The 12,212-nt window shown below is 67.1% G+C and carries 15 protein-coding genes; 6 read left to right on the top strand and 9 right to left on the bottom strand.

Features of this window, described 5'->3' with window-relative positions:
* Nucleotides 1–13 precede the first annotated feature (13 nt).
* Complete coding sequence (locus PV773_RS05330) at nucleotides 14–733, top strand: DUF599 family protein (RefSeq protein WP_347965338.1); 720 nt, start codon at nucleotides 14–16, stop codon at nucleotides 731–733.
* Here PV773_RS05330 and PV773_RS05325 read toward each other — a convergent pair.
* The 6 genes from PV773_RS05325 to PV773_RS05300 all read right to left on the bottom strand — a co-directional run bounded on the left by PV773_RS05325 (nucleotide 688) and on the right by PV773_RS05300 (nucleotide 5,079).
* Nucleotides 688–1,479, bottom strand: a complete 792-nt coding sequence (locus PV773_RS05325; protein WP_347965337.1) for a YdcF family protein — start codon at nucleotides 1,477–1,479, stop codon at nucleotides 688–690. The genes PV773_RS05330 and PV773_RS05325 overlap by 46 nt on opposite strands.
* Before the next feature lie 24 nt (nucleotides 1,480–1,503).
* Nucleotides 1,504–3,069, bottom strand: a complete 1,566-nt coding sequence (locus PV773_RS05320; RefSeq protein WP_347965336.1) for an amidase family protein — start codon at nucleotides 3,067–3,069, stop codon at nucleotides 1,504–1,506.
* 4 nt (nucleotides 3,070–3,073) lie between these two features.
* Complete coding sequence (locus PV773_RS05315) at nucleotides 3,074–3,535, bottom strand: GNAT family N-acetyltransferase (protein ID WP_347965335.1); 462 nt, start codon at nucleotides 3,533–3,535, stop codon at nucleotides 3,074–3,076.
* Nucleotides 3,536–3,541: 6 nt separating this feature from the next.
* Complete coding sequence (gene gatC, locus PV773_RS05310; RefSeq protein ID WP_340041325.1) at nucleotides 3,542–3,829, bottom strand: Asp-tRNA(Asn)/Glu-tRNA(Gln) amidotransferase subunit GatC; 288 nt, start codon at nucleotides 3,827–3,829, stop codon at nucleotides 3,542–3,544.
* A gap of 84 nt (nucleotides 3,830–3,913) precedes the next feature.
* Nucleotides 3,914–4,333 (bottom strand): hypothetical protein, encoded by a 420-nt coding sequence (locus PV773_RS05305; protein ID WP_347965334.1) that lies wholly within the window; start codon nucleotides 4,331–4,333, stop codon nucleotides 3,914–3,916.
* 38 nt (nucleotides 4,334–4,371) lie between these two features.
* A complete protein-coding gene (locus PV773_RS05300; RefSeq protein ID WP_347965333.1) occupies nucleotides 4,372–5,079 on the bottom strand; it encodes a metal-dependent hydrolase in 708 nt (235 codons plus the stop codon).
* A 73-nt stretch (nucleotides 5,080–5,152) separates the two neighbouring features.
* On the opposite strand from PV773_RS05300, the gene ruvX reads away from it, so the two are divergent.
* Complete coding sequence (ruvX, locus tag PV773_RS05295) at nucleotides 5,153–5,638, top strand: Holliday junction resolvase RuvX (protein ID WP_347965332.1); 486 nt, start codon at nucleotides 5,153–5,155, stop codon at nucleotides 5,636–5,638.
* Here ruvX and PV773_RS05290 read toward each other — a convergent pair.
* Nucleotides 5,605–5,916, bottom strand: a complete 312-nt coding sequence (locus PV773_RS05290; RefSeq protein WP_347965331.1) for a DUF6105 family protein — start codon at nucleotides 5,914–5,916, stop codon at nucleotides 5,605–5,607. The genes ruvX and PV773_RS05290 overlap by 34 nt on opposite strands.
* 198 nt (nucleotides 5,917–6,114) lie before the next feature.
* Complete coding sequence (locus PV773_RS05285; protein ID WP_347965330.1) at nucleotides 6,115–7,743, bottom strand: acyl-CoA dehydrogenase family protein; 1,629 nt, start codon at nucleotides 7,741–7,743, stop codon at nucleotides 6,115–6,117.
* A 182-nt stretch (nucleotides 7,744–7,925) separates the two neighbouring features.
* On the opposite strand from PV773_RS05285, the gene PV773_RS05280 reads away from it, so the two are divergent.
* The 4 genes from PV773_RS05280 to dprA are packed head-to-tail and all read left to right on the top strand — an operon-like array spanning nucleotide 7,926 to nucleotide 11,947.
* The gene (locus tag PV773_RS05280; RefSeq protein WP_347965329.1) at nucleotides 7,926–8,891 is read left to right on the top strand and encodes an aspartate carbamoyltransferase catalytic subunit; all 966 of its coding nucleotides are present in this window, start codon (nucleotides 7,926–7,928) and stop codon (nucleotides 8,889–8,891) included.
* Nucleotides 8,888–10,174 carry a dihydroorotase gene (locus PV773_RS05275; protein ID WP_347965328.1) on the top strand — a complete coding sequence of 429 codons (1,287 nt, stop codon included), beginning with the start codon at nucleotides 8,888–8,890 and terminating at the stop codon, nucleotides 10,172–10,174. Before PV773_RS05280 ends, PV773_RS05275 begins: the two co-directional genes overlap by 4 nt.
* A 28-nt stretch (nucleotides 10,175–10,202) precedes the next feature.
* Complete coding sequence (plsY, locus tag PV773_RS05270; RefSeq protein ID WP_347965327.1) at nucleotides 10,203–10,814, top strand: glycerol-3-phosphate 1-O-acyltransferase PlsY; 612 nt, start codon at nucleotides 10,203–10,205, stop codon at nucleotides 10,812–10,814.
* The gene (gene dprA / locus PV773_RS05265) at nucleotides 10,811–11,947 is read left to right on the top strand and encodes a DNA-processing protein DprA (protein ID WP_347965326.1); all 1,137 of its coding nucleotides are present in this window, start codon (nucleotides 10,811–10,813) and stop codon (nucleotides 11,945–11,947) included. The genes plsY and dprA overlap by 4 nt, the downstream gene beginning before the upstream one ends.
* Here the strand turns inward: dprA and PV773_RS05260 are convergent.
* Entirely contained in the window at nucleotides 11,909–12,115 is a 207-nt protein-coding gene (locus tag PV773_RS05260) for a hypothetical protein (protein ID WP_347965325.1), read from the bottom strand. The genes dprA and PV773_RS05260 overlap by 39 nt on opposite strands.
* Nucleotides 12,116–12,212 lie beyond the last annotated feature (97 nt).

Below are 12,212 nucleotides of genomic sequence, written 5' to 3'. Positions count from 1 at the left end.
GATCTTGGGGCTGATGAGCACACTCGACGTGGCCGCGCTGGCGTTCTTCGTCGCCGGCTGGGTGTTCCACGCCGCGGCGGCCGAGGGCCATGTAGTCAAGCGCATGTCGCTCACGCGCGCGATGAACGCCCAGAGATCCGCCTGGATGGCGACCATGGCGCGCCGCGAGGTCCGCATCGTCGACACCTCGATCATGAACGGCCTGCAGCAGGGCACGGCCTTCTTCGCGTCGAGCTCGCTGATCGCCATCGGCGGCTGCTTCGCGCTGCTCGGTGCGTCCGATCGCGTGCTGGCAGTCTTGAGCGACGTGCCACTGGCGGGCGATACGGCGCGGCCGCTGTTCGAGATCAAGGTCTTCGGCCTGATCGTCGTGCTCGCCTATTCGTTCTTCAAGTTCGGCTGGGCCTATCGCCTGTTCAACTACTGCTCGATCCTGATCGGCGCGGTGCCGCAGCTTCGCGCCGGCGGCGAGCCCGATGACGAGATCGGCCTGGCGGTGATGCGGGCCACGCGCATGAACGTGCTTGGCGGCAAGCATTTCAACGCCGGGCTGCGCGGCGTGTTCTTCTCGCTCGGCTACCTCGGCTGGTTCGTCGACGCCAGCGTCTTCTTCGTCACCACCATGGTGCTGCTGGCGGTGCTGGTCCGGCGCCAGTTCTTCTCCGAAGCCCGGCGGGCCGTCCTGCTTCAGGGACCGGGGAAAGGCTCGTCGATACGGCCGGACAGCCAGTAGGCGAGCAGCCCGGTCCATTCGCGCAAGACCATCGTCGTGTTCTGCAGCGAATCGGCCGGGTTGTCGGCGAACAGGCCGATACCCTCCTGGCCGGACGTGCGGTAGTCGACGGGCCACGCAACAACGGCAAACCCGGCCTTCGCAAACAGCGCCATCGAGCGCGGCATGTGGAAGGCCGAGGTGACGAGCAGCCAGGTCTCGCCCGGCTTCGGCGACACCAGTTGCTTCGAATAGAGCGCGTTCTCGTAGGTGTTGCGGGAGCGGTTCTCGAGGATCAGCCGGTCGCGCGAGACCCCGAGCGCCTCGAGCAGCCGGGGCGCCGTATCGGCATCACCCTCGCCGTCGAGGACCAGCGTGCCGGTGCCGCCCGAGACGACGATCTTCGCCTGCGGGTAACGGCGCGCCAGAACGGCCGTTTCGACGAAGCGATCGCCGCCGCTGTTGAGCTCGTAGCCGCCGCGCGCGAGGTTGATCGCACCCTCGAAGCCGCCGCCGAGCACGACGATGCCGGCCACGTTGTCCGGCGCGGCTGGCCGCGGGTAGCGCTCTTCGAGCGGGGTCAGCAAGGCGGCGCCGAGCGAGGTCCAGGCCGCGATCGCAAGGATCAGGAAGGCCAGGAACGACGCCGTTCGGAGAAGGCGGCGCCGGCCGAGGAAGCTGGCAGCGAGCCCGAACGCCAGCAGGAGGATCGCGAAATTGAGCGGCTGGGCGAAGAACCAGAAGATTTTCGAGAGGTAGAAGAACATCGCCTCAAGGCAGGCGCGAAGCGCCTACCACCACTTCTCCGGCGCGAAGCGTCCGGCCGCCTGCTCGACCGCATGCGCGGTCTGGAACAGCGTCTCCTCGTCGAACGGCCGCCCGATCAGCTGCAGGCCGAGCGGCAGGCCATGGCCGTCGAGGCCGGCAGGCACGGCGATGCCCGGAAGGCCGGCCATGTTCACCGTGACGGTGAAGATGTCGTTGAGGTACATCTTGACCGGATCGGAGGCCATGTCCTGGTCGGCGATGCCGAAGGCGGCCGAAGGCGTTGCGGGGGTGAGGATGACGTCGACGCCGGCGGCGAAGACCTGCTCGAAGTCGCGCTTGATCAGCGTGCGCACCTTCTGCGCCTGCAGGTAGTAGGCGTCGTAGTAGCCGGCCGACAGCACATAGGTGCCGATCATGATGCGGCGCTTGACCTCGCGGCCGAAGCCGGCGGCGCGCGTGTTCTCGTACATCTCGACGATGTCCTTGCCCGGCACGCGCAGGCCGTAGCGGACGCCGTCATAGCGGGCGAGGTTGGACGAGGCTTCGGCAGGCGCCACGATGTAGTAGGCGGGCAGCGCGTATTTGGTGTGCGGCAGCGAGATGTCGACGATCTCGGCACCGGCGTCCTTGAGCCAGGCAATGCCCTTCTGCCACAACGCCTCGATATCGTCCGGCATGCCGTCGACGCGGTATTCCCTCGGGATGCCGACCTTCATGCCCTTGAGCGACTTGCCGATGGCGGCCTCATAGTCCGGCACCGGCAGGTCGACGGACGTCGTGTCCTTCGGATCGACCGAAGCCATCGACTTGAGCAGGATGGCGGCGTCGCGGACGTCGCGGGCGATCGGACCGGCCTGGTCGAGCGACGAGGCGAAAGCGACGGTGCCCCAGCGCGACACGCGGCCGTAGGTCGGCTTGATGCCTACGGTGCCGGTGAAAGCCGCCGGCTGGCGGATCGAGCCGCCGGTGTCGGTGGCCGTGGCACCGGCGCAGAGCCATGCGGCAACGGCGGCGGCCGAGCCGCCGGAAGAGCCGCCCGGCACCAGCTGGGCATTGTCCAGCGTGCGCGCCGTCCTGGCGCCGCCCGCGGAAACGAAGCCGCCGTCGCCCTGATGGGTGGTCGGCGTCACGACCTGATCGAGGCGCGAGCGGCGCCACGGGTTGACCACCGGGCCGTAGTAGGAGGTCTCGTTGGACGAGCCCATGGCGAACTCGTCCATGTTGAGCTTGCCGAGCATGACGGCGCCGTCGGCCCAGAGATTGGCCGTGACCGTCGATTCGTAGCGCGGCTTGAAACCGTCGAGCACATGGCTGCAGGCCTGGGTGTGGACGCCCTCGGTGGCAAAGAGATCCTTGATGCCGAGCGGAATGCCTTCGAGCGCCCCGCCCTCGCCCCTGGCGAGCCTGGCGTCGGATGCCTTGGCCATCTCGCGCGCCGTGTCGGGCGTCGTCGCCACATAGGCGTTGAAGGTCGGGTTGGCCTGCTCGACGGCCGACACATAGGCCTCGGTCAGCTCCGAAGCGGTGATCTCCTTGCCGCGCAGCTTCCCGCGCGCTTCGGCAATCGTCAGTCTGGTCAGATCGGTCATGTGCTCAGCTCGAAAGATTCTTTTCGTAGAAAACCGACCACTGCGAGTCGGGATAGTCGAGTACCGGGCCGCAGCGGCTGAAGCCGGCGCCCTCATAGACCGCCCAGGCGGCCGGATGACGGTCGCCCGTCTCCAGCACCAGGCGGGTAATGCCTTCCTCGCGCGCCATTGCCTCGATCCGGCCGACGATGTCGGCGCCGATCCTTTTGCCGCGGTGGGGCGGGCGCGTGTACATGCGCTTGACCTCGCCAACGCCATCGTCGTGGCGCTTCAGGGCGCCGCAGGCGACCGCCTCGCCGTTGTCGCGGGCGATGAAAACCGTGGTATCCGGCTCGGCCATCTGCTCGGCCGTCATATGGAAGCAGAATTCCGGCGGCGTCAGCTCGAGCAGGGTTGCGTTGAGCTCGGCGATCAGGCCGCGGACCTCATCCTGCAACGGGCTTTCGACGGCGATATCGATGGCCACCGGGGCTTACTCCACCACCTTGGGCACCAGGAAGAAGTTCTCGTCGGTCGCCGGCGCGTTGGCGACGATGTCGGCGGCCTTGTTGCCGTCGGTGACAGCGTCGACGCGCTTCTTCATCTCCATGGGCGTGACCGAGGTCATCGGCTCGACACCGGAAACATCGACCTCGTTGAGCTGCTCGACGAAGCCCAGGATGGCGTTCAGTTCGCCGGTCATGCGCTCGGCATCCTCCTCGCTCACCGCGATGCGGGCGAGATGCGCGACGCGCTTGACTGTCTTGAGATCAACGGACATCGAAAAAACTCCGGCAGACCGGGGGAAAGGATCATTGGCGGCTATAACGGCGCGGCGCGCGCGGCGCAACACGCATGATCGCACTCACGGCATGGTGACGCCGTCGCAGAGGTAGTAGGTGCCGGCATTGCTGACGGCGCCATTCTCGTCGTCCACGGTCCGCACCGAGGTGAGTTCCATCTGCGTCGGGCTGAGTTCGAGGATCGACAAGACGTCGGGGAACAGGTGCCCCGGCTCCTGGCAGAGCGCGGTGACCGCCCAGGCCGGCGAGCGTTGCCCCCTTGCGATGTTCAGGAACTCGCAATTGTACTCGACGCCTTCGATGCCGTTGGCCGACAGCATCAGGTTGCCCTCGTCGATGACCGTTTGCAGCGTTTCCTTCTTGGCCTTGGAGCAAAGCTCCTCGGATTGCAGGTAGACGCCCTTGATGAATTCTTCGGCCGCCGTGACCTCGACACCCAGCACAAGCGCCGGAATGGCTGCAAGCAGTCGCCAATCACGCATCGAAGCCCCCTTTTGTGCGCAGCCGCAGGCCGCCGCGTTCAGATTTCCCTCGCCTCGCCTACCTTCGGCAGCACCACCTCGACGCCCGAGTCCTCCAGCCCGGCGACGAATTTCTCGGCCGTCTGGTCGATGATCGGGAAGCTGCCGTAGTGGCTGGGCAGCACGGTCTCGAAATCGAAGAAGCGCCGGCAGGCGAGCGCCGCCACAGCTCCGCCCATGGTGAAGCGATCGCCGATCGGCACGATGCCGATCTTGGGCTCGTGCAGCTCGTTGATCAGCGCCATGTCGGAGAAGATGTCGGTGTCGCCCATGTGATAGAGCGTGCGCTCGTCCGGGAAATGCAGGATCAGCCCGGCGGGGTTGCCCAGATAGGTGTTGGTGCCGCCCGCGCCGCCGGCGGAGGACGAATGCAGCGCGTTGACGAAGGTGGTTGTGAACCCGCCGCAATCGACGGTGCCGCCGAGATTGCCCGGATTGATCTTCCTGTCGCTGACGCCCTTGCCGACGAGGTACATGCAGATCTCGAAATTGGCGACCAGCATGGCGCCGGTCTTCTTCAGGATTGCCGCGGCGTCGCCGATGTGGTCGTCGTGCCCATGGGTGAGCAGCACATGGGTGACGCCCTCGGCCGCCTGCTCCCACGACTTGCCCCAGGACGGATTGCCGGTGAGGAACGGGTCGATCAGGATCGTCGCGCCCGCCGCCTCGATGCGGAACGCCGAATGTCCGTACCAGGTGAGCTTCATTCGTCCGGCACTCCTCGCAATTTCGTCGGCCAGAGGATAGAACGCCGCCATCGCATGTCAAAAGGAAAGCCGCGTGGCCGTCGTCACCATTGAACAGCTTCCAGCCCTGCTCGCCGGCGGCAAGACACTCGCCGGGCTCGACCTCGGCGACAAGACGATCGGCGTGGCCGTTTCGGACCGCGGGCTGTCCTTCGCGCACCCGCGTCCGGTCATAATGCGCAAGAAGTTCACGCTGGATGCCGGCGCCCTCATCGGGCTCCTGACCAAGGAGAATGTCGCAGCCGTCGTGATCGGGCTTCCCATCAACATGGACGGGTCCGAGGGCCCCCGCGCCCAGAAGTCGCGCGCCTTCGTGCGCAACATCTCGACGTTGACCGAACTTCCGTTCGCCTTCTGGGACGAACGGTTGTCGACGGTGGCGGCAGAGCGGGTCCTGATCGAAATGGACGTCTCGCGCCGGAAACGCGACGAGCGGATCGATTCGGCCGCCGCCGCCTTCATCCTGCAGGGCGTGCTGGACCGGCTTCAGACGCTGGGGGCGGATTCCGCCGGAAAATAACGCGTCCGCAGTGACCGCAACTTCACCGCGATGACCTTGCGGCGGCGGAACGCCCAGATCGCCAGCAGGATCAGCGTGTCGATGACGCAGGCTTTGGCGATCATCCACGGGATCGTGGCCGGGTCGACGCCCAGCACTTCGCCGTAGAGGTCGAAGATCGCGAGGTTCAACGCCCTGCTGAACCAGGGGGTGCCGAAGTTTACGTCGTTGATCGACAGGAAGTACCAGCCCCAGAAGAGCGCCAGTGGTGCTGCCCAGGCCGCGAAAATATAGCGCATCACATGCCGTCCCGGGCCTGGGAGCCCTGGAGTTCGCCGATGTCTGGCCGGTGCCTTGAAACGCGCATGGGGAAATCCCGCCTGTTCGCGGAGGACTGTGATCCCTGCGTCCCCTCCGCGCAACGTAAACCATTCGTTAAGGTTAACAGAGAGACGGGGGATGCAAAGTTGCGTCGCGGCCGACTTCCCCCGGCGTGCTCAGTTTGCCTGGGGATAGAGCGTGTCGATGATCAGGCGGGAATCATGGCGCGCGTCGAGCATGCCGTAGGTGCCGCGCCACTGGCCGGCGAGCCTCGTCTCGATGAAGGCGTCGGCGATGCGCCCTGCCCCCATGCGGCGCAATTCCGCCGCCGCCGCCGAGATGGCCAACTGCTCGGTCAGGATGCGGGCCGAGCCCTCGTCGGAATTGGCCACCTGCATCGCCGCCCGGAGCACGCCCAGGATGCTGCGGCCGCCTGCGCCGAGATCGCGCTCGATGCTCGCCAGCACGTCGTCGAACAGGCCGGGCGCCCTGCCCAGGACGCGCAGGACGTCGAGCGCCATGACGTTGCCGGAACCTTCCCAGATGGCGTTGACCGGCGCCTCGCGATAATGGCGCGCCAGCGCCATCTCCTCGACATAGCCATTGCCGCCCAGGCATTCCATGGCCTCGTAGAGCAGCGCCGGCGAGATCTTGCACACCCAGTATTTCACCACAGGCGTCATGGCGCGCGCGAACGCAGCCTCGCTGCGGTCGCTGGCGGCCTCGTCGAACGAGCGCGCCAGGCGGAAGGCGAGCGCGGTCGCGCCGGCGACGTCGAGCGCCATGTCGGCGAGCACCCGCTGCATCAGCGGCTGGTCGATCAGGTTCTTGCCGAACACCTGGCGATGGCGCGTGTGATGAACCGCCTCGGCAAGCCCCGCCCGCATGATGGCCGAGGACGCCACCGCGCAGTCGAGGCGCGTAAGCGTCACCATGTCCATGATGGTCTTCACGCCGCCGCCGGGTTCGCCCACCAGATCGCCGATGGCATCCTGGATCTCGACTTCGGAGGAGGCGTTGGAGCGGTTGCCGAGCTTGTCCTTGAGGCGCTGGAACTGCAGCCCGTTGGCGGAACCGTCGCTCAGGATGCGGGGCACCAGGAAGCAGGAAAGCCCTTCGGGCGCCTGCGCCAGCATCAGAAAGGCGTCGGACATCGGCGCCGACATGAACCACTTGTGGCCGGTGAGCCGATAGAAGCTGCCGCCGGCACGCTCGGCCCTTGTCGTGTTGGCGCGCACATCGGTGCCGCCCTGCTTCTCGGTCATGCCCATGCCGAGCGTCAGGCCGGCCTTTTCCACAGGCGGCTTCTGCGCCTGGTCGTATTTGCGCGTGGTCACACGCGGCGCCCATTCGCGGAACAGCTTCGGGCTCGCCATCAGCGCGGCGAGCGAAGCGCTGGTCATGGTGATCGGGCAGAGGTGGCCGCATTCGAGCTGGGCGGTGAGATAGAATCGCGCCGCGCGGACCTGGTGCCTGCGTCCGGTCTCGGCCTCGCCGTTTTCCCACACCGACGAATGCAGGCCGCCGGCGATCGAGCGACGCATCAGGGCATGGTAGGCCGGGTGGAACTCGACCTGGTCGATGCGGCGGCCCTGCCGGTCATGGGTCTTGAGCTTCGGCACCTCGCTGTTGGCGAGCCGCGCCAGATCCTGCGCTTCTTGGGTGAAGACGAAGCGCCCCAGCCCGTCCAGATCACGCCGGACAGGTTCCGAAAAATTTTCCGCGATCTGGATCAGCAGCGGATCGCCGCGCCAGGCATTGCTGCCCGTCAGCGGCGGGGGCTGGTTCGGCACGTCCTGCGTCACGCTCGTCCTTCATCGGTCTGGCGACGGCACGAATCCGCTGCCCTTGGCCGGCTTTATAGCCGAAATGCTTATCGATAGCTTATGGCGCAGCTTTCTCGCGACGAAAATCCCGGGGGACAACTTTCGGCATCCAAAAGTCGGCTTGCGGGTCAATTAAGCACAGCCTATAGCAGCGGCTTGAGATGACCGAAGCTCCGCACCTGCCGCTCTATCCGCACCGCCATCTTCTTGGCATACGCGACCTTTCCCCCTCCGACATAGACTTGCTGCTCGATCGTGCCGACGCAGCCGTGTCGATCTCGCGCCAGTCCGAGAAGAAGACCTCGACCTTGAGGGGACGCACCCAGATCAACCTGTTCTACGAAGCCTCGACGCGCACGCAGTCGTCCTTCGAGCTCGCCGGCAAAAGGCTGGGCGCCGACGTCATGAACATGTCGGTGGCAAGCTCCTCGGTGAAGAAGGGCGAGACGCTGATCGACACGGCGATGACGCTGAACGCGATGCGGCCCGACATCCTCATCATCCGCCACCAGTCGGCGGGTGCTGCCGCCCTGCTGGCACAGAAGGTAGGCTGCTCGGTGGTCAACGCCGGCGACGGCGCGCATGAGCATCCGACCCAGGCGCTGCTCGACGCGCTGACCATCCGCCGCGCCAAGGGCAGGATCGGGCGCCTGACCGTGGCGATCTGCGGCGACATCCTGCATTCGCGCGTCGCCCGCTCCAACATCCTCCTGCTCAATGCGCTCGGCGCCCGCGTCCGCGTCGTAGCCCCGTCGACGCTCTTGCCATCGGGCATCGCCCAGATGGGCGTCGAGGTGACCCAGTCGATGGCCGACGGCCTCAAGGACGCCGACGTGGTGATGATGCTGCGCCTGCAGCGCGAGCGCATGGCCGGCGCCTTCGTGCCGTCGGTGCGCGAATATTTCCGCTACTGGGGCCTCGATGCCGAGAAGCTGAAGGCGGCCAAGGAAGACGCGCTCGTCATGCATCCCGGCCCGATGAACCGCGGCGTCGAGATCGCATCCGAAATCGCCGACGGCCCGCAGAGCGTCATCCAGGAACAGGTGGAGATGGGCGTCGCCGTGCGCATGGCGGTGATGGAGGCGCTGCTCGACCCGCGCCGCAACCGCGACGGAATGAACGCATGAGCATCACGGTTTTCCAGCGCGCCCGGGTCGTCGACCCCTCGCGCGGCATCGACGAGACCGGCTCGGTCGTCGTCGACGGCAAGAAGATCATGGCTGCAGGTGCGGCGGCCCTGAACCAGGGTGTGCCGGAAGGCGCCGAGGTCATCGACTGCGCCGGCAAGGCGATCGTCCCGGGCCTCGTCGACGGACGCGTCTTCATCGGCGAACCCGGTGCCGAACATCGCGAGACCATCGCCTCGGCGAGCGTTGCCGCAGCCACGGGCGGCGTCACTTCAATCGTGATGATGCCCGACACCGACCCGGTGATCGACAATGTCGCGCTCGTCGAGTTCGTGCTGCGCACCGCCAAGGAAACGGCATCGATCAACGTCTTCCCGGCAGCCGCCATCACCAAGGGCCTCGACGGCCACGAGATGACCGAATTCGGCCTGTTGCGCGAGGCAGGTGCGGTCGCATTCACGGACGGGCGCCACACCATCGCCAACTCGCTGATGATGCGCCGGGCTCTGACCTATGCGCGCGACTTCGGCGCCGTCCTCGCGCACGAGACGCAGGATGCGGACCTCGCCTCGTCGGGCGTCATGAACGAAGGCCTCTACGCCAGTTGGCTCGGCCTGTCCGGCATCCCGCGCGAAGCCGAAACCATCCCGCTCGAGCGTGACCTGGCGCTGGCCCGGCTGACGCGCGGCAACTACCACGCCGCCAAGATCTCGACCGCGATGGCGGCCGGCGCGGTCGCCCGCGCCAAGGCCGACGGCGCGAAGGTCACGGCAGGCGTGTCGATCAACAGCCTGTCGCTCAACGAGAACGACGTCGGCGAATACCGCACCTTCTTCCGCCTGGCGCCGCCGCTGCGCGCCGAGGAGGACCGGCTGGCCATGATCGAGGCGCTCAGGGACGGCGTCGTCGACATCATCGTCTCCTCGCACGACCCGCAGGACGTCGACACCAAGCGCCTGCCTTTCGCCGACGCCGCCGTCGGTGCGATCGGGCTCGAGACGCTGCTCGCGGTGGCACTGCGCCTGCATCACAACGGGGAGGTCCCGCTCATCCGGCTCATCGAGGCGCTGTCGACGGCACCCGCCAGGCTGTTCGGCCTGCCCGGGGGCACGCTGAGGCCGGGCGCCTCCGCCGACCTCGCGCTCGTCGACCTCGACGAGCCGTGGATCGTACGCGAAACGGATATCCGCTCGCGCTCCAAGAACACCTGCTTCGAAGGCGCGCGGCTCCAGGGCAAGGTCTTGCAAACCATGGTCGCCGGCCGCACAGTATTCGCGGCCTGACGGCCACGGGGGGAGAATAAGTATCTTGATGCCGGACGACATTTTTCCGACGGCGGTGAGCGTGCTGATCGCGGCTGCCGTTTTCGGCTACCTGCTCGGCTCGATTCCATTCGGCCTGCTCTTGACGCGCGCGGCCGGCCTCGGCGACGTGCGCAAGATCGGCTCCGGCAATATCGGCGCCACCAACGTGCTGCGTACCGGCAACAAGAAGCTGGCTGCCGCGACCTTGCTGCTCGATGCGCTCAAGGGCACCGTCGCGGTCCTGATCGCCAGCCGCTGGAGCCACGACGCCGCGATCTTCGCCGGCTTCGGCGCCTTCATCGGCCATCTCTATCCGATCTGGCTGGGCTTCAAGGGCGGCAAGGGCGTCGCCACCTATCTCGGCGTCCTGCTCGGCCTGTCCTATCTCGGCGCGCTCATCTTCGCCGCAACCTGGCTCTTCATGGCACTTGTCAGCCGCTATTCCTCGCTCGCCGCCCTGACCGCGGCAGTGGTCGTCCCCGTCGCCCTCTATCTGACGGACCTTCCCAAGGCGGCAGGCTTGCTCGCGCTGATGAGCGTGATCGTGTTCATTCGCCACCGCGCCAACATCTCGCGGCTGCTTTCCGGCACCGAATCGCGGATCGGAGCCAAGGGATGAGCCAAACCGCCGCCGGGCCGCAACTGAGCGACCGGCAGCGGCTTCACTGGCTGCGCCTCATCCGCACGCCCAATGTGGGTCCGGCGAGTTTCCGCGACCTCATCAACCGCTTCGGCTCGGCCGAGACGGCGATCGAGATGCTACCCGAGGTCATGCGCGCGGGCGGCGCCCCGCGCAGCGTTCGCATCCCTTCCGTGGCCGAAGCCGAGGCCGAGCTGGACGCGGCCCGCCGATTCGGCGCCCGCTTCGTCGCCATCGGCGAGGCCGACTACCCGCCGATGCTCAGGCGCATGGATCACCCGCCTCCCCTCCTCGCACTGAAGGGAACGGCTGCCGTCCTGCACCTGCCGCCGGTGGCCATCGTCGGCGCCCGCAACGCCTCGCTCGCCGGCATCAAGATGGCGCGCACCCTGGCCGCCGAGCTCGGCCGCAACGGCTATGCCGTGATCTCCGGCCTGGCGCGCGGCATCGACACGGCCGCCCACCAGGGCAGCCTCGACACCGGCACCGTGGGCGTGCTGGCCGGCGGCCTGGACCATCCCTATCCGCCGGAAAACAGCGACCTGTGCGACGAGATCGCCGTCCGCGGCGCGATCGTCTCCGAAATGCCGTTCGGCTGGGAGCCGCGCGCGCAGGATTTTCCCCGGCGCAACCGAATCGTCGCCGGCCTCGCGCTCGGGCTGGTGGTGGTCGAGGCGGCGACGCGCTCCGGTTCGCTGATAAGCGCGCGGCTCGCCGCGGAACTTGGCCGCCTGGTATTCGCCGTTCCCGGATCGCCGCTCGATCCGCGTGCGGCCGGGACCAACGGGCTGCTCAAGGAGGGGGCGACGCTGGTAACGGATGCCTCCGACGTGATCGAGGCGCTTGCCCCACTCGCCGGCGGCGAGTTGCCGGCGACGCCGCCGAAGGTCGAGGAGCCCCCGGATTTCGCCGCGGCGCCGCCGCCCGCCGAGGGCGACCGGGCGCGCATCGTCGAGGCCTTGGGGCCGGTTCCGGTCGAAGTCGACGAACTCATTCGCCATACCGGCCTGCATCCGGCGCAGGTCTTCATGGTCTTGCTGGAACTCGACCTAGTCGGCCGCCTCGAGCGCCACTCAGGCGGACGGGTTTCGCTCGTCACGCCGGACGACTGAGGGCCGCTCGCCGCGCAGGATATCGCCCGCCTCGATGTAGGCCATCTCGATGAGATAGGCGAGCATGTGGCAGCGCTCGACTTCGGCCATCTGCCGCAACTGGCCGAGCATCGACTGTATATAATCCAACGTTTCGGCCCGCCGTCGGACGGGCGCGTTCTGATGCATGGCATCACTTTCCTTGAAATTGCCGGGCGAGTGCCAGAACCCACCACGGCATCCGCCGGCGAGATCTTGCTCAACCGGCACTGGTGGAAATATAGCA

The sequence above is a fragment of the Mesorhizobium sp. CC13 genome, assembly GCF_039907765.1.
In the GTDB taxonomy this organism is placed as follows: Bacteria; Pseudomonadota; Alphaproteobacteria; order Rhizobiales; family Rhizobiaceae; genus Aminobacter.
The sequence above is the reverse complement of the archived record's forward strand: the minus strand, read 5'-3'. Positions and strand labels throughout refer to the sequence as shown.

What these genes read in the sequence shown, in the direction of transcription:
- PV773_RS05300 (WP_347965333.1), bottom strand. Translation starts at nt 5,079, where the DNA reads ATGAAGCTCACCTGGTACGGACATTCGGCGTTCCGCATCGAGGCGGCG.
- PV773_RS05260 (WP_347965325.1), bottom strand. Translation starts at nt 12,115, where the DNA reads ATGCATCAGAACGCGCCCGTCCGACGGCGGGCCGAAACGTTGGATTAT.
- PV773_RS05290 (WP_347965331.1), bottom strand. Translation starts at nt 5,916, where the DNA reads ATGCGCTATATTTTCGCGGCCTGGGCAGCACCACTGGCGCTCTTCTGG.
- PV773_RS05275 (WP_347965328.1), top strand. Translation starts at nt 8,888, where the DNA reads ATGAGCATCACGGTTTTCCAGCGCGCCCGGGTCGTCGACCCCTCGCGC.
- gatC (WP_340041325.1), bottom strand. Translation starts at nt 3,829, where the DNA reads ATGTCCGTTGATCTCAAGACAGTCAAGCGCGTCGCGCATCTCGCCCGC.
- PV773_RS05330 (WP_347965338.1), top strand. Translation starts at nt 14, where the DNA reads ATGAGCACACTCGACGTGGCCGCGCTGGCGTTCTTCGTCGCCGGCTGG.
- PV773_RS05320 (WP_347965336.1), bottom strand. Translation starts at nt 3,069, where the DNA reads ATGACCGATCTGACCAGACTGACGATTGCCGAAGCGCGCGGGAAGCTG.
- dprA (WP_347965326.1), top strand. Translation starts at nt 10,811, where the DNA reads ATGAGCCAAACCGCCGCCGGGCCGCAACTGAGCGACCGGCAGCGGCTT.
- PV773_RS05280 (WP_347965329.1), top strand. Translation starts at nt 7,926, where the DNA reads ATGACCGAAGCTCCGCACCTGCCGCTCTATCCGCACCGCCATCTTCTT.
- PV773_RS05325 (WP_347965337.1), bottom strand. Translation starts at nt 1,479, where the DNA reads ATGTTCTTCTACCTCTCGAAAATCTTCTGGTTCTTCGCCCAGCCGCTC.
- plsY (WP_347965327.1), top strand. Translation starts at nt 10,203, where the DNA reads ATGCCGGACGACATTTTTCCGACGGCGGTGAGCGTGCTGATCGCGGCT.
- PV773_RS05305 (WP_347965334.1), bottom strand. Translation starts at nt 4,333, where the DNA reads ATGCGTGATTGGCGACTGCTTGCAGCCATTCCGGCGCTTGTGCTGGGT.